This is a genomic window from Streptomyces sp. NPDC025651 (assembly GCF_055558735.1).
This window is the reverse complement of record NZ_JBVHLZ010000021.1, coordinates 1-24,869: the sequence shown is the minus strand read 5'-3', so window position 1 is coordinate 24,869 and position 24,869 is coordinate 1. Positions and strand designations below refer to the sequence as shown.

The 24,869-nt window shown below is 69.0% G+C and carries 26 protein-coding genes; 17 read left to right on the top strand and 9 right to left on the bottom strand.

Features of this window, described 5'->3' with window-relative positions; translation table 11 throughout:
* The first annotated feature begins 162 nt into the window (after nt 1-162).
* Both ACZ4D5_RS41700 and ACZ4D5_RS41695 read left to right on the top strand, forming a co-directional pair.
* Nucleotides 163-822, top strand: a complete 660-nt coding sequence (locus tag ACZ4D5_RS41700) for a hypothetical protein (RefSeq protein ID WP_467777743.1) — start codon at nt 163-165, stop codon at nt 820-822.
* A gap of 565 nt (nt 823-1,387) precedes the next feature.
* Complete coding sequence (locus ACZ4D5_RS41695; RefSeq protein ID WP_467777742.1) at nt 1,388-2,410, top strand: hypothetical protein; 1,023 nt, start codon at nt 1,388-1,390, stop codon at nt 2,408-2,410.
* Between the two features lie 79 nt (nt 2,411-2,489).
* On the opposite strand, the gene ACZ4D5_RS41690 is transcribed toward ACZ4D5_RS41695, so the two are convergent.
* Nucleotides 2,490-2,681, bottom strand: a complete 192-nt coding sequence (locus ACZ4D5_RS41690; protein ID WP_467777741.1) for a hypothetical protein — start codon at nt 2,679-2,681, stop codon at nt 2,490-2,492.
* On the opposite strand from ACZ4D5_RS41690, the gene ACZ4D5_RS41685 reads away from it, so the two are divergent.
* Entirely contained in the window at nt 2,658-3,188 is a 531-nt protein-coding gene (locus ACZ4D5_RS41685) for a hypothetical protein (RefSeq protein WP_467777740.1), read from the top strand. The two genes, ACZ4D5_RS41690 and ACZ4D5_RS41685, sit on opposite strands and share 24 nt — an antisense overlap.
* Nucleotides 3,189-3,681: 493 nt before the next feature.
* Here the strand turns inward: ACZ4D5_RS41685 and ACZ4D5_RS41680 are convergent, their stop codons facing one another.
* The 6 genes from ACZ4D5_RS41680 to ACZ4D5_RS41655 form a co-directional block, all read right to left on the bottom strand.
* A complete protein-coding gene (locus tag ACZ4D5_RS41680) occupies nt 3,682-4,281 on the bottom strand; it encodes a DUF6058 family natural product biosynthesis protein (RefSeq protein ID WP_062751688.1) in 600 nt (199 codons plus the stop codon).
* A 560-nt stretch (nt 4,282-4,841) separates the two neighbouring features.
* Nucleotides 4,842-5,273, bottom strand: a complete 432-nt coding sequence (locus ACZ4D5_RS41675) for a hypothetical protein (protein ID WP_467777739.1) — start codon at nt 5,271-5,273, stop codon at nt 4,842-4,844.
* Nucleotides 5,274-5,335: 62 nt separating this feature from the next.
* Entirely contained in the window at nt 5,336-5,824 is a 489-nt protein-coding gene (locus tag ACZ4D5_RS41670) for a hypothetical protein (protein ID WP_467777738.1), read from the bottom strand.
* 138 nt (nt 5,825-5,962) lie between these two features.
* A complete protein-coding gene (locus ACZ4D5_RS41665; protein ID WP_467777737.1) occupies nt 5,963-6,526 on the bottom strand; it encodes a Uma2 family endonuclease in 564 nt (187 codons plus the stop codon).
* 516 nt (nt 6,527-7,042) lie between these two features.
* Complete coding sequence (locus tag ACZ4D5_RS41660) at nt 7,043-7,531, bottom strand: hypothetical protein (RefSeq protein ID WP_467777736.1); 489 nt, start codon at nt 7,529-7,531, stop codon at nt 7,043-7,045.
* Between the two features lie 39 nt (nt 7,532-7,570).
* Nucleotides 7,571-7,888: a hypothetical protein gene (locus ACZ4D5_RS41655; RefSeq protein WP_467777735.1), complete on the bottom strand. Its 318-nt coding sequence runs from the start codon at nt 7,886-7,888 to the stop codon at nt 7,571-7,573.
* A 126-nt stretch (nt 7,889-8,014) separates the two neighbouring features.
* Between ACZ4D5_RS41655 and ACZ4D5_RS41650 the strand changes: the two genes are divergently transcribed.
* The 14 genes from ACZ4D5_RS41650 (at nt 8,015) to ACZ4D5_RS41585 (ending at nt 20,796) form a co-directional block, all read left to right on the top strand.
* Complete coding sequence (locus ACZ4D5_RS41650) at nt 8,015-8,992, top strand: hypothetical protein (protein WP_467777734.1); 978 nt, start codon at nt 8,015-8,017, stop codon at nt 8,990-8,992.
* Nucleotides 8,992-11,211 carry a hypothetical protein gene (locus ACZ4D5_RS41645; protein WP_467777733.1) on the top strand — a complete coding sequence of 740 codons (2,220 nt, stop codon included), beginning with the start codon at nt 8,992-8,994 and terminating at the stop codon, nt 11,209-11,211. The genes ACZ4D5_RS41650 and ACZ4D5_RS41645 overlap by 1 nt, the downstream gene beginning before the upstream one ends.
* Nucleotides 11,212-11,394: 183 nt before the next feature.
* Nucleotides 11,395-11,880 (top strand): hypothetical protein, encoded by a 486-nt coding sequence (locus ACZ4D5_RS41640; RefSeq protein ID WP_467777732.1) that lies wholly within the window; start codon nt 11,395-11,397, stop codon nt 11,878-11,880.
* A gap of 215 nt (nt 11,881-12,095) precedes the next feature.
* The gene (locus tag ACZ4D5_RS41635) at nt 12,096-12,458 is read left to right on the top strand and encodes a Pycsar system effector family protein (protein WP_467777731.1); all 363 of its coding nucleotides are present in this window, start codon (nt 12,096-12,098) and stop codon (nt 12,456-12,458) included.
* A gap of 147 nt (nt 12,459-12,605) precedes the next feature.
* On the top strand, nt 12,606-12,938 hold the full coding sequence (locus ACZ4D5_RS41630) for a hypothetical protein (protein WP_467777730.1): 333 nt from the start codon (nt 12,606-12,608) through the stop codon (nt 12,936-12,938).
* Nucleotides 12,939-12,992: 54 nt separating this feature from the next.
* Nucleotides 12,993-13,268, top strand: a complete 276-nt coding sequence (locus tag ACZ4D5_RS41625) for a hypothetical protein (protein WP_467777729.1) — start codon at nt 12,993-12,995, stop codon at nt 13,266-13,268.
* A gap of 161 nt (nt 13,269-13,429) precedes the next feature.
* Nucleotides 13,430-14,644, top strand: a complete 1,215-nt coding sequence (locus ACZ4D5_RS41620) for a helix-turn-helix domain-containing protein (protein WP_467777728.1) — start codon at nt 13,430-13,432, stop codon at nt 14,642-14,644.
* Between the two features lie 123 nt (nt 14,645-14,767).
* Complete coding sequence (locus tag ACZ4D5_RS41615; protein WP_467777727.1) at nt 14,768-15,292, top strand: hypothetical protein; 525 nt, start codon at nt 14,768-14,770, stop codon at nt 15,290-15,292.
* Nucleotides 15,289-15,528 (top strand): hypothetical protein, encoded by a 240-nt coding sequence (locus ACZ4D5_RS41610; RefSeq protein ID WP_467777726.1) that lies wholly within the window; start codon nt 15,289-15,291, stop codon nt 15,526-15,528. The genes ACZ4D5_RS41615 and ACZ4D5_RS41610 overlap by 4 nt, the downstream gene beginning before the upstream one ends.
* On the top strand, nt 15,525-15,791 hold the full coding sequence (locus ACZ4D5_RS41605; RefSeq protein WP_467777725.1) for a hypothetical protein: 267 nt from the start codon (nt 15,525-15,527) through the stop codon (nt 15,789-15,791). The genes ACZ4D5_RS41610 and ACZ4D5_RS41605 overlap by 4 nt, the downstream gene beginning before the upstream one ends.
* 321 nt (nt 15,792-16,112) lie before the next feature.
* Entirely contained in the window at nt 16,113-16,865 is a 753-nt protein-coding gene (locus tag ACZ4D5_RS41600; protein WP_467777724.1) for a ParA family protein, read from the top strand.
* A gap of 3 nt (nt 16,866-16,868) precedes the next feature.
* Nucleotides 16,869-18,017 (top strand): hypothetical protein, encoded by a 1,149-nt coding sequence (locus ACZ4D5_RS41595; protein ID WP_467777723.1) that lies wholly within the window; start codon nt 16,869-16,871, stop codon nt 18,015-18,017.
* 365 nt (nt 18,018-18,382) lie between these two features.
* A complete protein-coding gene (locus ACZ4D5_RS41590; protein ID WP_467777722.1) occupies nt 18,383-19,102 on the top strand; it encodes a hypothetical protein in 720 nt (239 codons plus the stop codon).
* A 503-nt stretch (nt 19,103-19,605) separates the two neighbouring features.
* Nucleotides 19,606-20,796, top strand: a complete 1,191-nt coding sequence (locus ACZ4D5_RS41585) for an IS110 family RNA-guided transposase (protein WP_467777721.1) — start codon at nt 19,606-19,608, stop codon at nt 20,794-20,796.
* 8 nt (nt 20,797-20,804) lie between these two features.
* Here ACZ4D5_RS41585 and ACZ4D5_RS41580 read toward each other — a convergent pair whose 3' ends face one another.
* Nucleotides 20,805-23,705, bottom strand: a complete 2,901-nt coding sequence (locus tag ACZ4D5_RS41580) for a helicase associated domain-containing protein (protein ID WP_467777720.1) — start codon at nt 23,703-23,705, stop codon at nt 20,805-20,807.
* A gap of 37 nt (nt 23,706-23,742) precedes the next feature.
* Entirely contained in the window at nt 23,743-24,219 is a 477-nt protein-coding gene (locus ACZ4D5_RS41575; protein ID WP_467777719.1) for a hypothetical protein, read from the bottom strand.
* Nucleotides 24,220-24,869 lie beyond the last annotated feature (650 nt).

Here is a 24,869-nt window from a genome sequence, read left to right as displayed (position 1 = left end):
GTCACGACGCCCAACCGGTCAGCTCGCCGTGCTCACCCGCACCTGGGGCCCGGAAGTCGGCCCCGGGGCCCTGCTTTCGGGACGTGGGCCGAACGCGGGAACCGCAGTGCGGCGCCGCGTCGCTGATGCGCCTTCGGCCGTTCTCCAGGCGTGAGTTTCCCTATGCACCGTGAGTCGTACTCGCCGTTTGTGTCCGTTCACCGGGATCTGGTCCTCAATGCCGAACTGAGCGCTACCAGTCGCCTGCTCTACGTCGTGCTCCAAGCCCGAGTAGATGACGGGGTCTCCGTGGAGGACGCGGCCCCATTGATTGGTCTGGAGAATACAGAGCAAATGCGACCGTTCTTTGATGAGCTGGTCGCCGCCGGAGTCGTTGAGACGCGCCCGCATCTCGGGCGGGCGCCCCGCCTTCTGCTCTACCGGACTCCGCTGTCGCCGGAACGACGTACCCACGGGTGCATCCCTTGCGGGCGGTGCGACGAGTGCTCCTGCGAGCACCTCAAGGGGCTGTGCCGAGTCTGCGATGACATCGACCGTGTGGAGAAGACAGCGCGGCAGGACCTCGACCGGTGGAAGCGCCAGCGGGATGCCGGAGCTACCTATGCCATCGGGCGGGGTGCTGCCCGGCTGCACCGCTGGGACTGCCCGAGCCTGAACTCGCCGGAGAAGAGCCTGGCTCAGATGGAAAGTGCACGGCCTTATGCCCGCAAAATGGGCGGGCTCTATTGGCCTCGGCTGCCGGACCTCTACACCGCACAGGAACTGCGGATCAAGGGCTGCCGCAAGCGGCGGTGCGCCCTGTGCGGCCCTGAGCCGCTGTAGTCGGCGCCACGAGCTGGGCGTGTGTGATCAGAGGGTGACGTTAGCGCGCTTCCGGCCTGCGTGTTGTTCACCGCTCGGCGCTTTCAAGCAGTCCTGGAACGCTACGAAAAGCTCTCCCCTGACGACCACCTGCTACGCGTTCAAGCCGCCTTCCTCCAACCCGATCAGCCATGAACCGGAACCTCGCTCACGTCCCGCGCGTCCGTACCCGTGGCGGCGTCGTGCTCGCGGCTCACCACGGTTCGAGACCTCACCGCCGCGCTCTGCCTGGACCCCGCTCCCGGTTTCGACTTCGGCGCCGCGTACTCGCAGCTCGCCGAGGTGTCTCGACATCTGGGTCTACCGGACCAAGAAACTGGCGCTCCAGGCCGGGGCCAGCCTGGCCATGGAATGCGGCCTGGATGAGGACGGCGGCGACGCGCGCGCCCGGCTCCCGGTCCTCGGTCGCCGGGGCCGGCTGCTCGTCGTCAGTGGCGCTGGGGGCCGCCGCGGGATCCTCGGCTGAGTCGGGAGTTTTAACGTCTCGACTTGCAACGCGATGGCACTGTTCGGGAGGCTGCCGAACGTGGCAACAACTCACCTGCGGGCGTGCGATGTTCCGGAGGTCCGGCAGGGCCTGCGTCAGTGGGCCGCCGACAACGTCGTGCGCGGCCAACGAGGCTCGGGCGCAGTACAGGTCAACGGCTTCACCGATCCGCTCCTGATGCAGTCGGCAGTACGCGGCGCGGAACAGTTCTTCGTCAACGACCGTATGACGTGGCTGGCGCGTACGACGGGCGAAGAACTGCCGGTGTGCGCGTTCGACGCCAACACCCTGCCAGACCCGACCGGGTTTCTGATCTGGTCCGACGACCCGAGCGCCCACACCACGACTCTCGGGCGGCCTCGGGCTGTGCTGTGGTGCCGGACCGGGATGTCGCTGCGTGTCCTGGTCCTGGACGACGCCAGCCCGTACCGGCGCGCTCTGGAGGACGCGGGCAGCCGGGCCGATCCGACCTGGGCCAGCCAGGTCCGCGGTTCGCTCGCCGGAGATCTGTCCATTGCCTTCGGCGTGACGATCCCGCTGAACACCGAGACCGCATGGGACGAGGTGAAGCACACCTGGGCCCTCGACAAGCACGGCCGTCCGGTGAAGGACCGGTACGGCGTGGGAGCAGACCGGCTCAACGAAATCAACGAGGACCAGCTCCGGATCATCCGAACCCTGCTGGGCACCTTGCTGCTGATCCGCCAGCCTGCCGACGCCCGCCGTGCCCTGTGGCAGGCCGAACAGGTACGGCCCGATGCCGCCGCCCGCAAGCGCTTGCGCCGCGCCGGTGCCGAGCACCCCGACGCCCCGGTCCGCTACATCACGCTCCGCCAGTCCATCCGACCAGCCCCCGACGACGACCGCGGGGCCCGCGACACTGCCGGCCGCATCTACCGGCACCAGTGGTTCGTGAAGCCGCACCGGCGCACCTACCCCGACCAGGACGACCCGACGGGCTACTCCCGCAAGTGGGTCGGCCCCTACCTCGTTACTCCCCAAGGGTGCGAGGACGCCCCGATCCTGGGCCGGGAACGCGTCGTCAGTGTCCTACGCCGGTGACGGCCCACCAGACGACCCTCGATCCGGACAACGTGAACGTCTATGTCGCGTCGCAAATCAAGACGTTAAAACTCAAGCTTCAGGCGCGTACGGGCTGCACGCCCTGGCAACCGGGGCCCAGGCCGCGGCGTCGGGGCCGGAGCGTGGCGGGTTCCTCGTCCTCGAAGCCCTCGTTGAGGGCGTCGAGGTGAACGCCGGCCGCTTCGTTCAGGGTGCGGGCCGCGCGTTCCTCGAAGCTGCCCTCCGGGTGCTGCTCGCTCAGGTGCCGCACGATCCCACCCAGGTAGTCACCGAGCTGCTGTCGCGCGCGACGGTGCTGGGGGCGTTGCTGTTCTGGGCGGAGTCGTCGGCGGCTGCGGCTGACCGGGTCGAGGTGGAGGAGCTGCGGGAGGCTTTCGTGCTGGCTATGGATGCCGCGCTGGGAGTGGACCCGGCCAGCCCCGAAGCGCAAGCGGAGGAGGTGCCGTCCTCGGCGCTGTGGCCCTACCTGCTGCGTGCCCGCATCTCCCGCACTCTGATGGACGTGGATGCCACCCGCCCCGACAGCGAGGGCGGCGATGCCGTGCCGCCGTCGGCTCTTCAGCACATGCTCGCCGCGGCGCAGGCCATGCTGACCGTGGCGGTCCCGGACCTGCCGCAGGACTCGCTGGAGCAGCTGCGGGAGAAGCTGCGCGCCGCGCGTGAGGCGCTGCGCACGGCGGAGGCGGAACTGAAGGCGGCGCGTCAGGCTGTCACCGCGGCCCGTCGGCATCTGCGGAGTCTGGGCATCGATCCATGACGCTGCACCACTGCGCCGGCTTCTCGCCGAGCGGCGAGAAGCTGTTGTTCGGCGGTTCGTTCGGTCCTCCTGCTGCACTCGCCCTCGACGGAGGCCGGCGTGGGTGAGGGGCACCGCACCGGGACGGTGTGCACGGGCCCGGGCCGCGGCGTCAGCTCTGGCGGTCGTGCTGGGGGGGGCAGGGTCAGCAGGGCGTGGACGGGGATGTGGGATTCGGCGGGGTGCCGGAGTGATCCGTCCAGGTGGAGGGCGTACTTCGTGCCGGGTCCCTGACGTGTCCGGCTGAGGTATCCGGCCTGTTCGAGGTCGGCGACGATGTTCTGCACGGCGCGTTCGGTGATGCGGCACGTCGCCGCGATTCCCCGCGCCCCACCTCGTCGCCCGCGTCCGCGCCGGAGCCCGCTTCGAACGCGGCCACCTCGTCGAACGTCCCGAAGCCCGCGTGGCATGAGTGATCGCAACCGATCCGCAGAACGCCACCCATGGATCCGGGTCACGGGCGCGGGAAGCGGGCGCGCGGGGCGTCGATGCAGGTGTCCCGGGACGTGGGTCCGCCGAACCGAAGACGGTCGTAGGCCGTGAACGCCGGTTCCAGCGTGTCGAGTTCGTCGACCAGTGCGTGCAGCCGCTCAGACCACCGTGCTGAACCGGCATCCGGCTCGTTCGCTGCGGCGCTGATCGCGGTCGTCAGGTAATCCTTGCGCTGAATGGCGGCCGGGGTCACCGAGTGCAGGCACACGTACTGTCCGCTGAGATACGCATTCCACTCCGCCTTCCCGGTGATCGGGTCGGCCCAGTGAGCGGTGAACCACGCTTCGAGCAGCTCTACGCCGCCAGCTTCGTCGGCGAGAGCGAACAGGTCGGCCGGCACCATCTCGGCACCGTCGGAGCGCAGATATCCCGGAAGCGGCAGATGCTGCCCCAGCATCAGCCGGCGGACCGCATCGGCATCGCGGCCGTGAATTGCGCACAGTTCCTCCAGGGCAACGAACTGCGCGCTGACGTATGCGTCATCGGTATCGGTCATCGGATGGTCGCCGTTGACTTCGCGGAATCGCTCGGCGAGCTGCTGCTTCAGATCTGTCTCCGACATCGGGTCGCCTCCGGCGTTGACCAGCGCGGGCATCTCCCGCACAGGACTCGGCACGCTACCGGCCGGACGGTTCGGCACTCACCGAACCATCGATGGAACCACGACAGCACGAGGGCACCTCGCCCTCGCTCCGCCCACCGATCCACAGCTCTTGACCATTACTCATCCGGCGAGTCACGCCCCGTGTATGCGGAGGTCCTGCGGCGGGAGGAGGCGGAGCGGGCCGAGCTGCTGCAGGTGCTGGGGGAGTAGCTCACCCCACCTGGGATTGTGGTGGCTGTCTTCTGCTGGCAGGGCCCGCAAACGAGGGGGGTTGCGGGCCCTGCGGGTGTGGCTGTGCGGGCCACGTACGACCGGGGCCTGCCTCCAAGGCGGTCCTGATCGGGGTGCCTCCAGAAGGGTGAGGCGGCCTGTCCAACGAGCGGGGTGGGAGAACGGTTGCGCTCTTGGCTGTGTCGGTCTCCGCGGATGCGGTTCGGCGAGGGCGGGGGTGGAGAGGGGTCCGGTTCGTCTGCCGGGGAGGGTGGAAGGCCGTGTGGTGCCTGCGTGCTGTTCTCTGTCTAGGCGGGGTTGTGGCCGCGGCGGATCCAGCCGGGCAGGCGGGCGGTGTTGGAACGGGCGCTGGTCAGCATCTCCTCGGCCTCCGCGAGTGCCCGGATGAGTTCGCCGGTGTGCTCGGGGCGCAGGTTGAGGCGGGCTTCCAGGAGGAGCATGAGGGCGCGGGAGGTGTCCGCGAGTGCCTTGATCAGGGGATCGGCCTGGGGCGCGGTCTCGCGGATCTCGCGCAGCGCGCGGGCCATGTCGCTGGTCTGCCAGTACCAGAAGCGCGGGACGGCATCGAGGCGGTCGTCGCCTTCTTCGAGGGCGGCGGTCAGCAGCCGGTTGAGTGATGCCCCTTCCTGCAGTGCACCGGTCTTGGCGAGGTCGTCCTGTGCCTTCTGTGCGGTCCGGGCGGCGCGGGCGTAGGCCGCGGTGGCCAGGGCTGCCTTCATGAAGGTCTCGGTGGCGTCCGGCCCCTGCGGTGTGTACCGGCTGGGGGTGCCGCCCAGCGATTTCACGGGATGCCGGGCGCGGGCAGCGGCGGGCGGCCGGCCCGCAGGTCGGTGTCGGCCAGCAGCCGGGCGAAGCGGGCCCGGTGGTCCTCGTTGCCGCGGTGGCCGCGCTCGACGTCGGCCAGGACCTGGCGCAGGGGGTGGGCGCACACGTCGATGCGGCCGCGGTGGGTGGTGCGGGCGCAGTGGGAGAGGATCTCGATCCAGGACCAGGCGTCCAGGCCGTGCGCGAGGGCGAGGCGGTCGATGTGATCGGCCAGGGGGCGGCCACCGTGGGTCCAGGCCGCGTACTGGTGCACCGAGCCGTCGGGCTGGGGGATGTCGGCGCGTACCAGGGTCTCGGGGCCGGCCGCGGCGAGCGCGTCATCCACCACGGCGCGTTCGGCCGGGCCGCGGTCCCCGGTGGCCTCGAGGCGGGGCCGCGTGGTCCTGGGCGGGGCAGGGGCGGTGAGGACGGGCACGGGCAACTCCAGCAGCAGGCGGACAGACACGACTCCGCATGCTCAACGACGAGCTGGCCGACCCAGTCACGCCCGTCGGTGTCTGTCCGTACGCCGTCCAGTTGGCCGAATTTTCTGCAGAAAATTCGGTGAGCCCTGCCGCAGTGCAGGGCTGTACGCCGTCGGCTGTCAGCGGCGGGTGAGGGTGGCCGGGTCGATGGCGACCGGGAAGGGATCGGTCACCTCGGTGACGGTGCCTGCGACAGCGGAGGCCTGTTCGGTGTAGAGGCCCTCGACCAGGCGTGTCATGACGATGCGCATGCCCGGGTCGAACTCGACTCGCCAGAAGTGGGGAATACCCGCTTCGGCGTAGGCGAGGGGCTTCAGCTTGCGGTCCACGGGCGCGTTGCCGGGGGAGACCAGTTCGACGGCCAGGAGCACGGCCTCGGCGTCGATACTGACCGGGTCGTTCTCGGTGGCGCCGGCATCGACGACGACGAGGTCGGGCACGAACAGACCGGACGGCGTGAGGACGTTGACGGCCTCGAGGACCTCGACACCGGCGCCCGCGGCCTTCGCTGCGGCCTCGATAGCAACGTGCAGCCGAAAGGAGGCCCGCTGGTGGCGGGTGCCGGGGGCGGGCGACATGATCAGCGATTCCCCGTAGAGCTCGTAGCGATAGCGCCGGTCCTCGGGGAGCGCGAGGACGTCGGCGATGGTCCACGGGCCACTGTGATCGGTGGCGACGCTCATACCGGGTGCCTCCCATCCCTCCATTGCTCGTGCTGCCGTACGCCCAGTGTGGCGCATGGCCCAGCACCCTGTCCCGGCACCGGGAACCCCGCCAGCAGACGGGCCGCACCCAGGTTCGTACGGCTCGCCCCGTCATGCGCCAGGGTTCAGCTCAGCGGGCGAGCCGGATCCGCGGAGCCCACGCGAACTCCAGGTCATCCAGCAGGATCAGCTCCAGCTCTTTGCCCCACGTGCTGCGCAGGAGAAACGGATGGGTGTCCATCCGCGCCGCTCACAGATGACCAGTGTCTCCGGCTGTCCGACCAGCGCGTACCGGCCGCGGGAGGCGGGCCTGCTGCCTGGGCATTCCGCATTCCCGTACGGTCCGAACAGACGCACGCGCCGCGGACAGCCTTGACGCTCCGCGCTGGGCGGGCGCTCGGTGCAGGTACAGGGGCCGACCGGCCTTGAGCTTCATCGTGACAGCGCAGGCACAGCCCCGAGCCGGATCCCTTCGGCTCGGGAGCCGTGAGGCCTTCAGTCGGGGGACTTGCGCAGCTCGGCCTTCGCATACTGTGTGCGCACATGGTCCCCGCCAGGGGTCAGCATCGTGAGCTTGAAGCGCAGGTGCGTGATGCGTGAGCTTGCCACGAAGCCCGCCGCGGCCCCAGTGACGGCCACGCGCTCAACTTCATGCGTCCCGACGACCGAGATGACCATCCGTGTCAGGGGCGGAACTTCCACCTGCCGGGAGGCAGCGACCCGGTGACCGGTCTCGTCGTGGCCAGCGACGCCGGACTGCACACGGCGCCGGAAGACGGCACCTGAGCGGAACGTCCTGCACAGAGTGAGGAACTCCGTATGGCCCGCTGTTACCTCCCAGGAGACAGAGTCCTCCCACGCGACCTCGTAAGTGGTCAGATGCCGCGGGATGAACTCCGTCTCCGGTCCGACGTTCTCCACCTCGTGCTCGTGGAGAGAAACCTCCACCGAGCTCATCTCGCTGTCACCGAAGGCGATGCCCATGCCCCCCGCCCCAAAGATACGTGCTGAGCGGCCGACGGATCAGGGGCCCGTACCCGGCGGGCAGGGCTTCTTCTTCCCGACGTTGAACCAGGCGGGGTACTCGATCTTCCGGATCCCGATGGGATGCTTCCCCGGCCCCACGCAGTACTCGTCGCCCTCCTTGTCGATGTTCTTGTGCACCCAGACCCTGCGGTCGCAACCGCTGTTGTCAATCATGTTGATCGGCCACTTCGGGAAGGCGTAATCGTATTCCTCGCATGGGAAGTTATCGAGGTAGTAGTACTGATTTCCCACCTTCTTGTAGATCTCGACCCAGTTAGGCCGGCGCTCATCCGCCTGCGCCGACGGCAGCGACAAAGTGGCCAGTGTCCCCGCTGCGAGGGCGACCAGTAATCGTCTTCCAGTGCGCTGGGGCTGAGCCCTCTGGAATCCCTGCTGACGAAGGTCAATTTCGGGGCGGGGGGTGCCGTTTTGGCATCGGCGATGATCGAAACGCCGCCCCCGTGGGCGTTCGGCGTGATCGCCGCCGCGGCCGGAATCATCAACGTCGCGCCGGGGCCCCGCTCGCTCGCCCGCTGGGCGGGCGTGGGGTTCCGTCACTGGCGAGAACGCCAGCCCCGCCTGGCCACCTCCCAGGGCGCCACCCGGACCTGGACGCTGTACCCGCACCACGGCACCATGCAGGATCCTCTGATGCGCGCGGGGTTCCACGAGACGTTCGGCCGCGCCCTGACGTACGTCGCCAGCCAGTCGCGCACCGCGGGGATTCAGGTGCACGTCACCCATCACGCCACGGTGGGCGACGTCACCACCCACACGCAGACGATCTCTGTCCATGTCCCCAAGGAGGTGTTCCCCCGTCCCGAGCGGGTCCTGAACACCATTGCGCGGGAGTTCACCAAGCTCGGCGTCCTTACCGAGGTCACGCCCACGGCTGTTCCGGCCGTCGCCGACCGCGCGTCCGACTGGGCCGAGCTCGAGGACGGCCGGTACGCGGCCACCGCACGGATCACTGGTTGGCCCTCCACGAGTGACGGGAATTTGATGCCCGAGCTTCTGCTGGAGGAGGGCCAGGACCAGGCGCAGCAGGAGCGGCAGGGTGACCGGTCCCTCTCGGTGCTCTACCGGCCGCTGCCGATCGGTCAGGCCCGCCGCTGGGCGCGGTGGAAGAAGGGGTTTGGAGCGGCGTTCACCACGGACGACGTGAAGAAGGACGAGAACGACGAAGCGACCGGCAGCACCCATGAGGCCCTGGTGCGTGGCGCCACCCTCGTGGACGTCGACGCCTTCCTGACCGTCTGGGGCGCGAGCCCCGAGGAGGTCACCGAGGCCCGCTGGGATGTCCAGCTGGATGCCGACGAACACCGTCTGCGGCTCGACTGGCTCACCGGCCAGCAGCACCGCGCGCACGTGATGACCACTCCGCACGGCGCAGCCACCCGGAAGGGAGCGATCCTCTGATGATCCGTCTGCCGTCGAACCACGTCTCCATCACGGTGCCGCTGGTCGCCTCCAACGCCCGCTTTCCCGGCATTGAGATCGGCCGTTCGGTCACGGACGGACGGGCGTTCCACCTCTCGCCCGTCAAGGTGGACGAGAGGGCCCTGCAGTCCACCAACTCCCTGACGTTGGGCGGGCTCGGCTCGGGCAAGTCCACCTCCCGCAAAGTGCAGATCCGCCGGGAGATCCGGAAGAATGCCCATCAGGCCGTGGTCATCGACAGCGCGGGCGAGCAGCAGACCCAGGGCGAAGAGGGCGAGTGGGCGCCGCTGACCCGCGATCTGGGCGGCCAGGTCATCGCGGCCGGCGAGTTCAGCCTCAACCCGCTCAGCCCGATGTTCCCGCCCGAGGTCCGCGAGCAGCTGGTGCGCTCGCTGATTGCGGCGGTGGAGCCCGAGGCCCTGACCCCGCAGGCCGGGCACGCGCTGCAGCACGCGCTGAGCAGCCCCAAGGCCACCGAGCTCGGCGGCCTGGTCGACGCGCTCCTGCACCCTGAAGACGGACTGCGGCCCGCTGCCAAGTTGGAGGAGTGGGGAGAGGGCGCCGCGATCGCCCTCTCCCGCTACACCGAAGGATCACTGCGCGGGCTCTTCGACGGACCGACCGCGGGCCTGCCCGAGACCGATCTGCCCATCATCTCCTTCGACTTCACCAAGCTGGACCGCAACAGTCCCGCGATCCCGGCCCTGATGGCCGCGATCTCGTGCTGGGTCGAGCACGTCTGGCTCAAGCAGTCGACCGCCGTCCACCGACACCTGGTGATCGAGGAAGCCTGGCAGATCCTCCTCAACCCCGTCACCGCCGAACTGATCCAGCGACTGCTGAAGCTCTCCCGCAAACAGGCCCTGTCGGTCGACGCGGTGATGCACACCCTGTCCGACCTCGGCGACGGCCGCGCCCTCGATCTGGCCAGCCTCTGCGTGATCATCCAGATCGGCCGTCTCAGCCCCGACGAGGCCCTCAAGGTCGGCACGCTGTTCGAACTGCCCGCCTGGACCGTGGAGAAGATCCCCAACCTGCTGCCAGGGCAGGCCGTGTGGAAGGTGGGCTCCGACTTCGTCGACGTCATTCAGACCGTGATCACCGACGACGAAATCGCGCTCACCGACACCTCCACCCGCCGCCGCAAGGCACAACAGGACCAGGCCGTCGACGAGGCTCAGCCGGAGGGCGACTTCGTCCCTGCGGTACTGCTGGAGAAGAAGAGCGAGGATCTCCCGCTCCTTGAGGAGGAGCTCCCGCTTCTCGAACTGGACGCGATCGACGGTGACGAAGGCGAAGAGGGGGGCTGGGACTGGGATTTGCCCCCGACGGTGGTCGACACCTGCCCGCCCATCGACACCCGGCACTACGACGTCGTCCAGGCCGCGGTGGAAGGCCGACTGTCCGAGGCGGCCGACCTCGCCGCGATCGGCGAGCGCGACGACATCACCGCCCACGGCCTCAACTCCACCCAGGCCGCACAGTGGCTCGCCACCCGCGCGAAGGTGGCCGAACTCAGCGGGAAGCCCGACCAAGCCGCGCACCTGCGCGCTACCGTCACCCACATGGGAAAGGGGAGCGAGATCAACTGGTGGGACGAACAGACCGACAACGCGCCGTCGGAGTGGCACCACAGCCCCCAGCCGCCAACGGCTGCACCCACACCGGCCCCTGATGACGAGAACACCGCTCCTGGAGGCGGAAAGGCCCGTCGGCCGCGCCGCACCTGGGCATCCGTCGCCGTCATCGCAGCCCTTGCCCTCACCGCGGCCGCCGTATGGCAGGACGCCGACGACAAGGAACAGCGCCAGGAACGCGAGACCAAAGCCGCCGGGTATGAAGGCAGGTCAAGAGCGACGCTCAACATCGACAGCGTCAAGGCAGATGTAATCGCTCAGTGGACCAAGGACAGCGTGATCCTGCAGCTGAGTTCGTACTTTGACGATGACGCCAAGTACCTGCGCATCGACTCCAGCGGAGAGAGCGCCTTCAACGCTCGGGAAAAAGGGCGGTTCCCCGAGGATCCTGAAATCGTGGTCCCCGTCAAGGATCGTCTTGCTGATGTGACGGTCCGGATAGCGGTCGGTGGGAAGTCCTGGAAGAAGGGCTCCAGGGCCGAGTCCCGAACCGTTCGTCTCTCCCCCACCGGCGTCGCGTACGACGGCGAAACCGGGGAGCGGCTTCCGTCGGACCTCTGACACGTCTCTCCCCCTGCTGACCCGCGCCCCAGAGAGGGGCGCGGGTCAGCGGCGTTTTCGCGCACGAACTCCGGTCGCTCTGCTTGGTCCTCGCCCTCCCCTGCTCCTGGGGTGGTCGAGGCCTGCGCAGGCCTCGACCACCCCTTGCCCAACCCCACCCGCCCCTCTCTGATGGAGGACACCGTGTTCCGCAGGAACCAGACCAACCCGGCCCCGACCACTCCGAGCACCCCGGAGCAGCCGGAAGCCATTGCGATCAGCTTGGACGAACTGGTTGCGCTGGAACGGGCGTTACTCGAGGCGGACCGGCTGCGCCGCACCTGGAGGGAGAACTTCCCGTACTACGGTCTGAAGCTGCGCACCGTGCACGACGTGAGCGCGGTGCTGTACCAGCGGGCCGGTGCCGCGTCCGCTGTCCAGCCTGACCGGCAGCGCGTCCGGATCCCGCTCTTCCGCCACGAGATCAAGTGGCTCACCGACGCGATCGAGGCCATGGAACGGCACTGGGCGCGCCCGGGGCCCCTGGAGGATGCGCGGCACCTCCACAACCGCTTCAACGCCCTTCTCGGAGCGGCGCGCGCCATCACCTACCTGGGCAGCACCGCCGTCTTCACTTCCGAGTCTCCGCAGGTCCTCGAAGGGCGCGTGATCCTCTCGCACGAGCAGTGAAGAACACCGCCGCGCTGAACGGGCCTGCCGATGCGTTCCTCACCGTCGGCGGCCCGTTCGTCGACGTCACCGGCGTCTGTGACCAACCCCCCTCCCCGAAGGAAAGCCACCACCCATGGACTTAACCGTCCCCGCCTCGTGTACCGACAAGAACCTGGACGCCGCCTGTACGTCGGTGTCCGGCGAGATCAGCCGCACGGACGGCAAAGGCGTCCTTGCTGCTCGCCTTCAACGGCGCCGTCCTGGCCGGACTTGCCTCGGTCGCGGGCAAGGATCTGCCGCTGCCGACCAGGGTCTTCGGCACGCTCGCGATCCTCGCCCTGGGCGCCGCCGCCGTGCTCCTGCTCCTGGTCGTCCGCCCCCGCCTCAGCGGCGACGACCGCGCTTCCTTCCCTCACTGGGCGCAGCTCGACGAGGACGAGATCCGCGCCAGTATGGAAGGCGACACCCGCGCCGCCCGCATCCGCGTGCAGTCCACCCTCGCAGTCCGCAAGTTCCGTCACCTGCGCCGCGCGGTCGACCTCATCCTCACCGCCCTGGCCCTGCTCGCCCTGGCCGCCGCCGGCCTCCCGCTGTGATGGCGGCCGTGGTCGACCTGAGACGTCCGGGGCGCACATCGCGCGTGCCCGGACAAGGTAAGGGGAGCAGCTCATTGTCCGTTCTCAGTGATGTTGGCGAACCAGGGGCGCATCATGTGGATGACTGGCCTGAGACGAGGGGGAACCATGCCTGACGAGAGAAGGAGTTCGGACCGGGGCAGCGACGCCGACTTCCTCATCCGGATGCAGAAGCATCTTGGGGATGAACAGCGGCGAGTCAGGCGGACGGGAGGCTTCATGATCCTCAATGCAGCCTTCGCGCTGCTGTGCGGCTGGGCCGTGGTGCTTCCGTCAGTGTCTTTCCCGGTCCGGTGTCTGCTGGTCGGGACCATCGTGTTCCAGATCAGCACCCTTGTGGTCCTGGCCCGCCGCCACCGTATGGCGCGCTTGTGCCGCAAGTCTTATCAGTGGCACGTGACCTATGCGGAGAGCAGCGCCAGGGGCGAGCTGCACGGGTAGCCAGATCGCCACCTTGGACGACGAATTCGCCGACATCGCCGAGAACGGACACCCATGGTGTATGTGAAGGAGTACGAGCGGGCGGACGGTACGAAGGTGAGGGCCCACTCGCGGTGGGCCGCGGGCGGACGGCGGGAGATGACCACCCTGGTGGTCCTCGGATTCGGCAGCGCCCAGACCAACGGGCAGGGCCAGGGAGAGCCGGGCGGGCAGGAGCCGCGACCGAAGGCGACGGCCGAGTACCTGGTGAAGTTCCCCGGCTGGGACAAGCCGCAGCCTGCGCCGAAGCCGACGGTGTCGTACCCGATCCGTTTCGACCGCGACCACTGAAGTGACTCGCCCCGCTTCCGGCTCCGCGCCGGAAGCGGGGCCTTTTTGCGTTCTGGTGCGGATACGAGGTGGCGGACGATGAACGCGGGGTGTCGAAGCGGGCAGTTCGTCATGCCCCGATCCCCCTGCTGCCGCGTTGAGTGGCGGCGTACCGTGACAGCGTGGCAACTGAGGATCTGGGGCGGACACTTCGCCGTTTACGGCGTCTGGCTGGCCTGACACAGGAGGAACTGGCTGAGCGCTCGACGGTGTCTGTCGATGTGATCCGGCAGCTGGAGCAGCGGCGGAAGCACTCAGCGCGTTTGCCGACGCTGCATGCGCTGGCGAACGGCCTGGGCGTGGAGCTGACGACGCTGCTGGGGGATCCTCCTGCTGTTTCTGCGACGGGGGAGAACGACGGGCCGCGCTTCGTGGCGGTGCGGCGTGCCATCATGCCGGCGCTCTGGGCGCCGGAGCCTGAGCCGCCAGGGCCAGCCTTCTCGCTGGAAAGCCTGCGCGAGCAGATCGCGGACGGCTGGACGCAGTACCACTCCGCCGAGTTCGACACGGTGATGAAGGCCCTGCCCGACATGATTTCCGACGCGCGATCGGCCACGGTCTCCAGTAGCGGCGACGACCGAGGCGCCGGGTTCGCAGCGCTGGGCAAAGCACTTCAGCTCGCCGGGCACGTCGCCGTACGGATGGGAAAGACGGATCTCGCGCTCATCAGCCTGGAGCGCGCCATAGACGCTGCGGGACACTCCTGCGACCCGCTCCTGCGCCCGATGATCGTCAACTCCGTTGCGTGGACCTATCAGCGGCAGGGACGTCTGAGCGATGCGCTGAACATTGCCCTGCACGCCGCAGCCGACACCAAGGACCATGGGCACACGGCCACCGCCGACGGCCTGAAGGTCTGGGGCGCGCTGACCATGTCCGCCGCCACGTCGGCCGCACGGAGCAACGACTACGCGCAGGCCGCAGCACTGATGGCACACGCGGAGAAGGAAGCCGCCCGGGTGACCAAGCTGCCGCAGGGCAGCGACGCCCGCATGGTCAGCGTCTTCAGCCCCTCCTCGGTCCGCATCGAACGGGTCCGGCTGGCCGTCCAGTACGGGCACGCCGAAGAAGCCCTGAAGCTGGCCAAGGGCATGCGGCTGAGCAAAGACACACCGCCCTCGTGGCGGACGTGGCTGCTGCTGGACGTCGCCCGCGCCCATACCGACCTGGGGAATGCGGCAGAGGCAGTGAAGGCCCTGGAATCGCTGCGCCGCGTGGCACCGACCTGGATACAGCACCACACACTGGCCGTGGCCATCGTGCGTGATCTGTGGGTGCTCCCCCACCACCCGCCGGGGCTGCGGCCGTTGGCGGAGTTCCTGGGGGTTGCCGAATAGCGTCGCAAAAGTAGGACGCTACGTCCCTGTCACGCTGAGTAGTGACCCGATTCCATGAGTCGGACAGAGCCCCGGCGACCGCTGACACGGCCCCGGGGCATGGCCGACTGCGAAGGAGTCGACATGGGCGAGATTACGGGCGCCGCCCTCGGCGCGGGAAGTGGCGAATCCCCGAGGCTGACGAGCGCCGCATTCGACTGGCTGGCGCGCGCCCAGTCCGAGCCGCAGCAGGCTCGGAAGGAGTGGATGGAACGTGGTGTCGCGCTGCTGCCGCTCGGCGAGCGCTTCAACACAGTGGTGCTCTCCGCGCGCCTGGTGCACGCAGCCGCGGGGACCGACGCCCCGGACGAGGTGACGCGGGCGCTGGCCGATCTGCTCTGCGGCCCGGTCATCCACAACCACCCGCAACAGGCCTACTACGCCCTCGTCGAGCCCTTCCCGACCGTGCGGTGGGGGTACGCGGACGAGGCCCCGGTGCTGGGCACCAGCCATCACCTGTGTGTGCCGGCCTGTGACCTCCGTGGCCCGACCGGCCTGTACTGGGCTGTGCGACCGCGCATCGTCGGCGACCTGTGTCCCCTGGAAGCCGTCGCCGCGCTCATCCACATCGCCCGCACTCCTCTCCAGGGGCGGGGGCGGACGTCATGACGTCTCCAGGGGCGGAGGACGTGACGTTCACCCCGGGTCCGGAGGTCTGCGAGTGGCTCAACCTGGAGAGCTGCGCGTGGCAGATCACGCTGCGCTTCCGCTCGCACGCGATCACCTGTGCTGCCTGCGCGGCCGGGGACCACTGCGATGACGGCGCGAAGATGCTCCGCGCGCTCCACGCCGTGCCGTCCGTGCTGAAGCACGCGGACCCGCTGAGCCAGGAGACACGGCGGTGACCGCTCCGGACCAGACGGAGGAGACCGTCACCGTGCCGTGCCCGCCGTGCCTGTACGCGCTCCTGACAGGGGCCGAGGGGCTGCACGACTGCCAGCTGGTGACGGCGGTCACCGTGGACGGGACCCGGCTCCTGGTCGGCGGCGAGACGGAGTGCCGGTGCCACTGCCCCCTCGACGAGGAGAGCGAGGCGGTGCGAGCAGCTCGGGCGCAGGCTCGGGCAACGGAGGCCGAAGAAGCCGCCCACGCTCAAGGGAAGGCGTAGGCGACGCCAGTTGGAGCAGGCGGGGCCCCTGGCTGTCGGCGGCCAGGGGCCCCGCTGATGTGCGGAGCACCGTACCGGCTGCGTCCGGCACGGAACCGCTTGGGGAGGCTACCGGCGGGGCCCACCACACCGTGCGGTGGGCCCCGCCGAGTCGCAGTGGCTGTGCCCGCAGACGGTAGCGCGCGGCTTGCTGGGTGTTTTACGGCCGTAAAACACCCAGCAAGCCGCGGACGACTCGTCAGAACCTGACTGATCATCTGAGAGGATGCGTTCCGTCCATCCGAAGTACCGGGTTCCCGGGAAGTAGTCGGAGCGCAGTACATGCCATATATCACCGTGGTCTTGAACCGGAAGGGCGGCGTAGGAAAGTCGCTCCTCGCGGTCAACCTCGCCGCCGTCTATGCAGAAATCCTTGACGGGGAAGCCGTTGGTGCCGAAGAGCACACCCCGTCCGTGGCCGTCGTTTCAATAGACCCCCAGGCCACCAGCGTTGAACACTCACAGAAGGTGCGGCAGGCAGGACGCCCCGTGCCCTTCCGCGTCGTCGACGCCAGCAAGAACACTGACCAGCTCCGCCGCCTGCGCCGCGCCAAGGCCAGCATCGTCATCGTCGACACCCCGGGCTTCATGCCGCTGACGAGCGAAGACGACACAGACGAGTCCATCGACCCCCTCGGTGACGGCACGACCGGCGATGCGCTGCGAGCCATCCTGGACGTAGCTGACGACGTCATCGTCCCCCTCGAAGCCGAAGGATCGGCCTTCACTCCCACCAAGGTCACCATCGAACGCGTGCTTATGCCCCGGCAACTCCCCTACGGCGTCGTCATCAACAACTGGGACCCCCGTGACGGCACAGCAGACCGCGACCGAACCATCAACCTGGTGAAGAAGCGAGGCTGGAACCGGTACAACGCCACCATCCGCCACTACAAGCAGCACACCCGAGGCATTACCAACGGCCGGTTCTGCACCCAGTACGAGTCCAACCACGCCTCCACCAAGGCGAAGCAAGACTTTGTGTCCCTCGCCCTCGAACACCAACTGCGCCGCCAGACGTACGGGGAGGCGTAGCAGATGACCGCGAAACACGACGAGTTCGACGACTTCTTCGAAGAAGACGCAACCGACCCCGCCGACACCCGCGCTGACGGGCGCCTCTACCGTGTCCCGCTCGGCCGGCTCTCCCCCAACCTGGTCAACCCGCGTGACGACTTCGGAACCAGCGAGCAGCTGCTCGACCTCGGGAAGAGCCTGGCACGCCGTCAGAACCAGGCCTGCTCTGCAGTCAGCCGCAGCGCCTACCTGAAACTGTGGCCAGACCACGCCAAAGAGATCGGTGACGTCGACTACGTCCTTGTCAGCGGCGAGCGCCGATACCGCGGAGCGACGATCGCGGAGCTGCCCAGCCTGGACTGCGTCGTCAACGACGACTTCGCCAAGGACCGCAGGACGTTCATGGAGGCCGTCGTCTCCGAGAACGTCGACCGGCAGAACTTCGACGCCATCGAAGAGGCCTACGCCGTCAAGGCCCTCGTCGCTGAATTCGGCTCCAACCGCGCCGTAGCCCAGCACTTCGAGCGGGCCGACGGATGGGTGACCCAGCGCGTCCTGCTCACCCACTTGTCCCGTGAAGTCCAGGACCTCGTGCGGAAGAAGAGCATGCCGCTCGACGCCGCGCGGGAGCTGGGCAAGCTGGTCCGGGACAAGGGATGGGACAGCGCGGAACAGCAGGCATGGTGGAGAGGCGAGCAGAAGCGGCGGACGGTTGTCTCTGCTGACCGGTCAGCCGCCAAGAAGGCCGCCAAGAAGGTTGCTGCTCGGCAGCCGACAGCGTCTCCAGGACCGTCTGCCAACCCTGGCCCGCACCAGACTGATTCGTTTTACGGCCGTAAAACAGGGGCTGCCACTCAAGCAGCGCCGGAAGCTGACCCCGCGCCGTCCGGGAGCGATGACCCGGCGACCGGTGAATTTTCTGCAGAAAATTCGAGCCCCACGCCGCAGCCCTCACCCCCCGCAGCGCAGGAGCAAGAGGGAGACAGCGGTCTTCCGGAACCCCGTACACCCGACGCGCCCTCCGGCGCCCGCCGGTTCCCGTACGACGACGGGAAGGAGGCCGCGTTCTACCTGAACACCCGCATGGACGACGCGTCGTTCTTCGTGATGGTCGACGAGGTCACCGAGATGGCCAAGCGCCGCCGCGAGAAGGTGGCCAGCGGCTCCTGACGGCACGACGATCTGCAGCTGTGGGGCTGCTCTTCCCGAGCCGCCCCACAGCTGTTTCTACGTCCGTGCGGTGGGCGAACCCGGTCGGCGACGGCACGCGCGGTGGGGCGCGCTCCGCTCCGTACTGCTAGGCGGCGCCTATCACCGGCCCTCGGAGGGGTAAGGGACGTCTTGGCGTCCTTCGCTCGGGTCGTGGGGTGGTTGTTGTGCCGGATAGGCGTCCTCGGGGGTATCAGCCGTCATGGCGGCCTCGGCCGCCCACACTTGAGCTGCTGGCTGCGGTCGATGTGATCCTGGCGCGTTACGCGGATCTGCTCCCGATGTCGCTCAGGCAGGTGTTTTACGCCGCGGTCTCGGATGGGGTGTTGGCCAAGACGGAGCGGGCCTACAAGCGGCTGGGCGAGGTGGTAGGGATGGGCCGGCGCTCGGGCCGCATTCCGTGGGAGGCGATCCGGGACGACACCGGGACCTGCCTGGAGCCTGCGCCCGCGTTCACCGGCCCCGACGACTTCCGCGCCCAGGCGCGCCGCGCGGTCGAGAACTACCGCCGGAACCGGCAGGAGGGCCAGGCGCAGGTGTTGGAGTTGTGGAGCGAGGCCGCGGGCACCACCGCCCAACTGGCGAGGATCGCCGACCCGTACGGGATCACTGTGCGTTCCGGCGGGGGTTTTGACTCCCTGTCGGGCAAGCACGAGGCCGCGCTGCGGGCCGTCGCGTGCGGGAAGGTGCTGGTGTTGTTGCACTGTGGTGATCTTGACCCGTCCGGGGTGCACCTGCCGCGCGCCCTGGCGGAGGATGTCGCGGCGTTCGCCGCGGTGGACGGCGGGCGTACGGAGTTGGTGCGCGTGGCGGTCACCGAGGACCAGGTCGACCGCTACGGCCTGCCGACCGCTCCGCCCAAGCCGACCGACCGCCGCTCCTTCACCGCGGCCGCCACGACGCAGTTGGAGGCGCTGCCGCCGGACCGGCTTGCCGTCCTGGTCCGTACGGCGATCGAGGAGCGTCTGGACATGGCCGTGTACGCGGAGGTTCTGCGACGGGAGGAGGCGGAACGGGCCGAACTGCTGCGGGAGACGGGGGTATAGCTGGTGGCGCCCCGGGCGAAGCCCCATGCGGCAGTTGTGGAGAAGAGGGCTGTGGGGCGGAGAAGCCCGCAGCCCTCCCTTCGTCGCCGACCGGCGATAAGCTGCGATTCGGTGAGTCGTTCGAGCCTGCCGCGCTCGCCCTCGACGGACGCCGATGCGGGTATGGACACCTCACCCGTTCTCCGTACGCCCTCGCGAGCGCGGCTTGACGCTTCTGGCCGATCGGCCAGAAGCGTCGTCTGGGCGCACGGGCCCGGGGGGCGGTGTCAGTAGTCCCTACCTTGTTGATCGGGCTGAGCGAGCCATTCGTAGGGTTGGCTCACCCAGGGGTGCCGGGTGTGGCTCTCAGTAGTCTGCCGTGGCTGTGGCTTGCAACGATTGGCCGCCCGGCGCCCCACGACGACTCGGCTGCTCATTAGGAATTGCGGCACTGATCGCTCAGTAGGGACTCGACAGCGAGGTCGTCCGTGGTACTTGTACGAACACGACCTGCGGAGTGGCAAGTGACAGCGATCTGGGCCGGTATCGACGCCGGGAAGACCCACCACCACTGCGTGGTCATCGACGACACCGGCAAGCGGCTGCTGTCCCGGCGCGTCGCCAACGACGAGAACGACCTGTTCAAGCTGCTCGGAGACGTTCTCGACCTGAGCGACGAAGCGACGTGGGGCATCGACCTGGCGGACGGTGGGGCCGCTCTGGTCATCGCGGTCTTGCTCAACCACGGTCAGCAGCTCCTCTATATCCCCGGACGGGCGGTCAACCGGGCCTCCGAGGGCTACCGGGGCGACGGCAAGACCGACGCCAAGGACGCGGTGGTGATCGCCGACCAAGCCCGCATTCGGCGCGACCTCACGCCGTTGCGGCCCAGCGACGAGCTGGTGTCCGAGCTGAAGGTCCTCACTCGCCACCGCCGAGATCTCAGCGACGACCGCACCCGGACCATGAACCGGCTCCGCGGCCACCTCACCGAGATCTTTCCCGGCCTGGAACGCGAACTCGACCTGGGCAACGTCGGTCCCCTGGTGCTGCTTGCCGGCTACCAGACCCCGGCCGCCATACGCCGCACCGGCCGACGACGCCTGGCCACCTGGCTGCGCAACCGCAAGGTCCGCAGCGCGGACGAACTCGCCGCCAAGGCCGTCCAGGCGGCCGAAGGACAGCACACCACTGTCCCCGGTGAGGACATGACCGCCCATGTCGTGCACTCCCTGGCCAGGGAGGTGATGGCCCTCAACGACAAGATCGCGGAGACCGACAAGCTCATCGAGGGCCGGTTTCGCCGCCACCGCAACGCGGAAGTGATCACGAGCATGCCTGGCATCGGTGTCCTGCTGGGCGCCGAGTTCCTGGCCGCCACCGGTGGAGACATGGATGCCTTCGCCAGCTCGGACCGGCTGGCCGCCTTCGCCGGCGTCTCTCCAGTGCCTCGTGACTCCGGGAAGGTGAGCGGCAACCTGCACCGTCCCACCCGCTACAGCCGACGCCTCCAACGCGTCTTCTACACCTCCGCGTTGATCAGCATCCGATGCTGCGACGAATCCCGCCGCTTCTACGACCGCAAGCGCGCCGAAGGTAAACGACACAGCCAGGCCGTCATGGCCCTCGCCCGCCGCAGGGTCAACGTTCTGTGGGCCCTCTTGCGTGACGGACGGTGCTACGACCCAATACCGCCCGTCACACTGGCCGCTTGACATCTCCATTAGGAATCGTCGCGTTCGGAGTTGGGTCCGTACTGCTCGATGAGGTCGCAGGTGCAGTTCCCGCCTCCGTAGTGCGTCTTGTCGCACTCCTCGTGGTGGTCCCACGGCCGCCGTTTCGCCGGGGCCGCCGACGCCGCGGGCTGCGGGGCGGGCTGCGCTGTGGCGGCCTCGATGACCGGTACCGCGCCCGCCCAGTCCATGCCCAGCGCGGCGAGGGCGGCGCGCTGCTCCGTGGTGAGCTTGGCCCGCCGGGTCTTGGTGTTGGAGAGCCACACGCCCAGTTTCAACGGCACCGGCTGCGCCTCGCCGTCGACCGTGATCTCCACGACCGCGCCGCGCGGGACGGGCCGCTGGCCCTCCTTCTCCACCCACTGTGCGAGGGCTGTCAGGCCCCGCTGGAACGCCGCCTCAGCTTTGCTCCCGGCCTTCTTCGGGCCCTTGGCCGTGTCGGCCGGCGCCGGGGTGAGCTCCTTCGGGGTCGCGGCCGTCACGGGGAGGGCGGTGCCCTGCACGCCCAGCCGGGTCAGCCGCTCCCGCTGTTCGGGCATCAGCTGTGCCCAGGTGCCCGGTTCCTGTTGCCGCCATCGCCAGGTGCCGATGTCGTCGCCCTCGAAGGTGACGCCGGGCGCGATGTCGGGCAGGTGGCCGTCGGCGTCGACCAGGTCCGCGAGGACGCGGTAGTGCCGCTGCCAGTTCAGCGGCCACGGGCAGTCCCAGTCCTCATCGATCGCCGCCAGCTGCTCCGCGCGCTCCGCTGCCCGCTTCGGATCCTTCCCGAGGCCGCCGCCGCCCTTGCGGCGCAGGTTGGCCATGTGCTGCCCGATGGGCACCATCGCCTCGCCCTCGCCCCACACCGCGTCCTGACGCGGCGCCAGATGCCCGGTCGCCCTGCGGTAGGACCGGAGCGCGGCCAGCTTAGCCTCCCAGGCCTCCTCGCCCGGTTCCCACACCATCCCGGCCTCGGGAGCGTCGAGCAGCTCCTTACGCCGCTTCTCCAACTCACCGGCCCGCAGCGCCTTGCGCTGCTGGTGCACCCACCGCCCGAGGGGGAAGTCCTTGGTGACACCGACCTCGACCTCAACGTCATACGGGACGGCGTAGACGCCGGTGATCTCGTTCTCCGCCCGCCACCGCAGCAGGGCCTGGTAACCCTCCAGCCACACCAGTGACTCGGGCCGGTAGACCCGCGTGCGCAGGAACGCCGCGATCGTCGCCGCGTCGCGCGGGCTGGAGAAGTGCAGCAGCGCCGACTCGACAGCGGCGTCGGTGTCGTCCTGCGCCTGGTCCTCGCCGTCGCCCTCGCCGCCGGCCCCGACGATCCGCCCGTCCTGGTCGCGCTTCACGTGCACCTTGCGCGCGTGCTTGCCCCGGGACAGGGCGCGGGAAGCGAGCTGCTCCACCAGGCGCTCATCGTGACTGCGCAGGCCCTGGAGGACGGCCACAAGGGGGCGGAAACTGGCACTGGCGACCATGTCGGTCGGGTCCTCGCCGGGCTCCAGGAACACGGGCACGATGATGCGGGCGACCTTGGTGGAGCCGTCCTTGTTGAGGCGGAGCGCGCGGCCGATGTTCTGCACGATCTCGACCTGCGAGCCGCGGGTGTCCGCGAAACAGATCGAGTCCACGCCGCGTTCGCCGGTGATGTCTACGCCTTCCCCGAGAACGCGAACGCTGGCGAGGAAGGCACGGTGCACGCGGCGCCCGGCGGCGTCGATGCCGCCTGCGAACTGCCGCAGGACTTCGCGCCGTTCGGATACGAGGTGGTCGCCGCAGAGCCACGCGGACCACACCCGGTCCGGGGGGACGTGGCGGCCGGCCTCCAGCTCGTAGAACCGGGCGTCGATCGACGACTTCGGCAACTGGTCCGCCTGCGCCAGGTCCTCGTCGGAGGCGTCGTTGACGTACAGCTCCGCGGCCGTCTCGGGGAGCTTGGCCGCGAACGCCTCGGCCTCCTCCACGCGCTGGTGGAACGTCATGACGGTGCGCAGGTTCCACTTCGCGGCGTGCTCCAGGAGGGCGGTCTGCAGCAGCGCGAGGCGCCGGCCGCGCTGCGCCTCCTCGGACTCCCCGAGGGCGGGGGAGGGGTCGCGGATCTCCAGGACGTCGATCTCGAACCCCGCGAGGATGCCCCGCTCGATCGCCTCCGAGAGCCCGAGCTCGGCCCCGGGAAGCCACGCCCCGTAGGTGCCGTCCGGGTCGTCAGCCATGGTCGCGATCTCCGGCTCCGGACCTTCCGCACCCTTCCGTGGGCGGGCTGCGGCGAGGATTCGCGGGGTGGCGGTGAGGTAGAGCCGGTAGTCCGCTGGGATCCGCTGGTTGTCGTGGATCGCCGCCCACGGCCGACCGAGATCACCAGCGGTTCCGTGGGCCTCGTCGATGATCGCGAGGTCGAAGCTGTCCATGCGCTGGCCGTAGAGCCGCTCACCGCCCGCCAGAGCAGCCTCCAGCGGCCCGCGAACCTTCCGCTGACCCTCGGGAGCGTCGACATCCTCACGGTCCACCAGGGAGGCGTACGTGGCGAACACGACCACCGGCCCGGACCCGGCCCACAGGGCGAGCTGGATCGGGTTGGTGGTCGTACGCACCCCCAGCGAGCCCAGCACCGCATCGTTCTCCAGCGAACACACCGCGACCATCGGCGCGGTGTGGCCCACCGCCCGCCACGCCTGCGCAGTCTGCACGAGCAGGTCCAGGGTCGGCACCGTGACCAGGATCCGGCCGCCCAGGAAGCATTCCAGCGCGCACGCGGCAGCGGTGATCGTCTTCCCGGATCCGGTCGCGGACACGAGCGTGGCCCGGGCACCCTGCGGGGGTACAGATGCTCTTACAGGGAATCCCACCCACTTCCGAAACGCTGACTTCTGGTCGACCTGGTGTTCCTTGAGCGGAATCAATGACATTTTCACGCCTCCCCAGCGCCTGAATTCCTGTGGTTTTTCAGAGGGCCAAGTGCGGAATACAGGCCGTGCCCGAGTCGTTCCAGATCGACGCATCCGCCTTGTGCCAGCCGCCCGGATTTCCGCCCTTGAAAGGCGGCTTGTCGTCCGGGTCGTAGTGCCCGGCATCGAGCGTGCAGACGATGACGTCCCCGTCCGCGTTCCGTGTCCGCGCGGTGCACAGACCGCCGGCCTCGCCCAGCGCCTCCAGCACCCGCCGCCGCTCCGTGGTGAACGGCAGCGTCCCCGGCAGCACCACATCCCGCACGAACGCCTCCAGCCTCTCCAGACGCACCAAAGAGGCCTGCTCCCCGGAGACGCCCTCACCCGCGGCCGACGCCTCCCCTTGCCGCCCCACGGCCACACGCCCGGTCTTCATCCGCTCGGCTTCCTCAACCCGCGCCAGACGCTGCCGCTCCCACTGCACGGCCTTCGGATCGGCCTCGGGGTCGTAGACGTCCATGTCCTCCTCGGCCATCACGTAGCCGATCCGACGCCACTCGGCGTGCTCCAGCTCGGCCAGGCGTCCAGCCGACCCGGCTCGCCGAGACCCCGCCCCTTCTGCCGCTCGAAGGCCCGCGCGAAGTCGGTAGCTTTCGTGACCTCCTCGCGGGTCATCCCGGATGCCTTTCGCTGTACCTTCATACGGGAGAGTTCCTGAGCCGTGTACTGGAATGGCATGGATGATTCCATTTCTCGAAACCGCCCCACCAGTGGCGGTTAGGGGGTGTCCCTCAGTTCCGCCAACGGTACATGCTGCATCACCCTGATGCAGCTGCTACGCTGAAACCCGACCCGAACGAGCGACCCCCACCCCTCCTAGCCAGCCAGGCCCGCGCCAGCGGGCCCCAAGGGTCTGGAGGCGAAGCCGGAAGGCCCGCCCGAGGCGGGGGAGCGCAGCGGACCCGCCGACCCCGGGACGGAGCGCAGCGGAGTCCCGGAAAGCCGGGCAACGCCCGGCCGGTCCGGGAGCGCAGCGAACGGACCGTCACCAGACTTGCGCAGCAAGTCTGGTGTGCTGCTGGCGCAGCCAGCAGCCAGCGCTCACGCGGAGCGGGAGCGCAACCACCGCGCGCAGCGCGGTGGTTCGCTGCTCCGGGCGCAGCCCGGAGGGACCCGCTCCGCGGG

What these genes read in the sequence shown, in the direction of transcription:
- ACZ4D5_RS41700 (WP_467777743.1), top strand. Translation starts at nt 163, where the DNA reads ATGCACCGTGAGTCGTACTCGCCGTTTGTGTCCGTTCACCGGGATCTG.
- ACZ4D5_RS41680 (WP_062751688.1), bottom strand. Translation starts at nt 4,281, where the DNA reads ATGTCGGAGACAGATCTGAAGCAGCAGCTCGCCGAGCGATTCCGCGAA.
- ACZ4D5_RS41675 (WP_467777739.1), bottom strand. Translation starts at nt 5,273, where the DNA reads ATGAAGGCAGCCCTGGCCACCGCGGCCTACGCCCGCGCCGCCCGGACC.
- ACZ4D5_RS41665 (WP_467777737.1), bottom strand. Translation starts at nt 6,526, where the DNA reads ATGAGCGTCGCCACCGATCACAGTGGCCCGTGGACCATCGCCGACGTC.
- ACZ4D5_RS41660 (WP_467777736.1), bottom strand. Translation starts at nt 7,531, where the DNA reads ATGGGCATCGCCTTCGGTGACAGCGAGATGAGCTCGGTGGAGGTTTCT.
- ACZ4D5_RS41650 (WP_467777734.1), top strand. Translation starts at nt 8,015, where the DNA reads ATGATCGAAACGCCGCCCCCGTGGGCGTTCGGCGTGATCGCCGCCGCG.
- ACZ4D5_RS41645 (WP_467777733.1), top strand. Translation starts at nt 8,992, where the DNA reads ATGATCCGTCTGCCGTCGAACCACGTCTCCATCACGGTGCCGCTGGTC.
- ACZ4D5_RS41630 (WP_467777730.1), top strand. Translation starts at nt 12,606, where the DNA reads ATGCCTGACGAGAGAAGGAGTTCGGACCGGGGCAGCGACGCCGACTTC.
- ACZ4D5_RS41625 (WP_467777729.1), top strand. Translation starts at nt 12,993, where the DNA reads ATGGTGTATGTGAAGGAGTACGAGCGGGCGGACGGTACGAAGGTGAGG.
- ACZ4D5_RS41615 (WP_467777727.1), top strand. Translation starts at nt 14,768, where the DNA reads ATGGGCGAGATTACGGGCGCCGCCCTCGGCGCGGGAAGTGGCGAATCC.
- ACZ4D5_RS41610 (WP_467777726.1), top strand. Translation starts at nt 15,289, where the DNA reads ATGACGTCTCCAGGGGCGGAGGACGTGACGTTCACCCCGGGTCCGGAG.
- ACZ4D5_RS41600 (WP_467777724.1), top strand. Translation starts at nt 16,113, where the DNA reads ATGCCATATATCACCGTGGTCTTGAACCGGAAGGGCGGCGTAGGAAAG.
- ACZ4D5_RS41595 (WP_467777723.1), top strand. Translation starts at nt 16,869, where the DNA reads ATGACCGCGAAACACGACGAGTTCGACGACTTCTTCGAAGAAGACGCA.
- ACZ4D5_RS41580 (WP_467777720.1), bottom strand. Translation starts at nt 23,705, where the DNA reads ATGTCATTGATTCCGCTCAAGGAACACCAGGTCGACCAGAAGTCAGCG.
- ACZ4D5_RS41575 (WP_467777719.1), bottom strand. Translation starts at nt 24,219, where the DNA reads ATGGCCGAGGAGGACATGGACGTCTACGACCCCGAGGCCGATCCGAAG.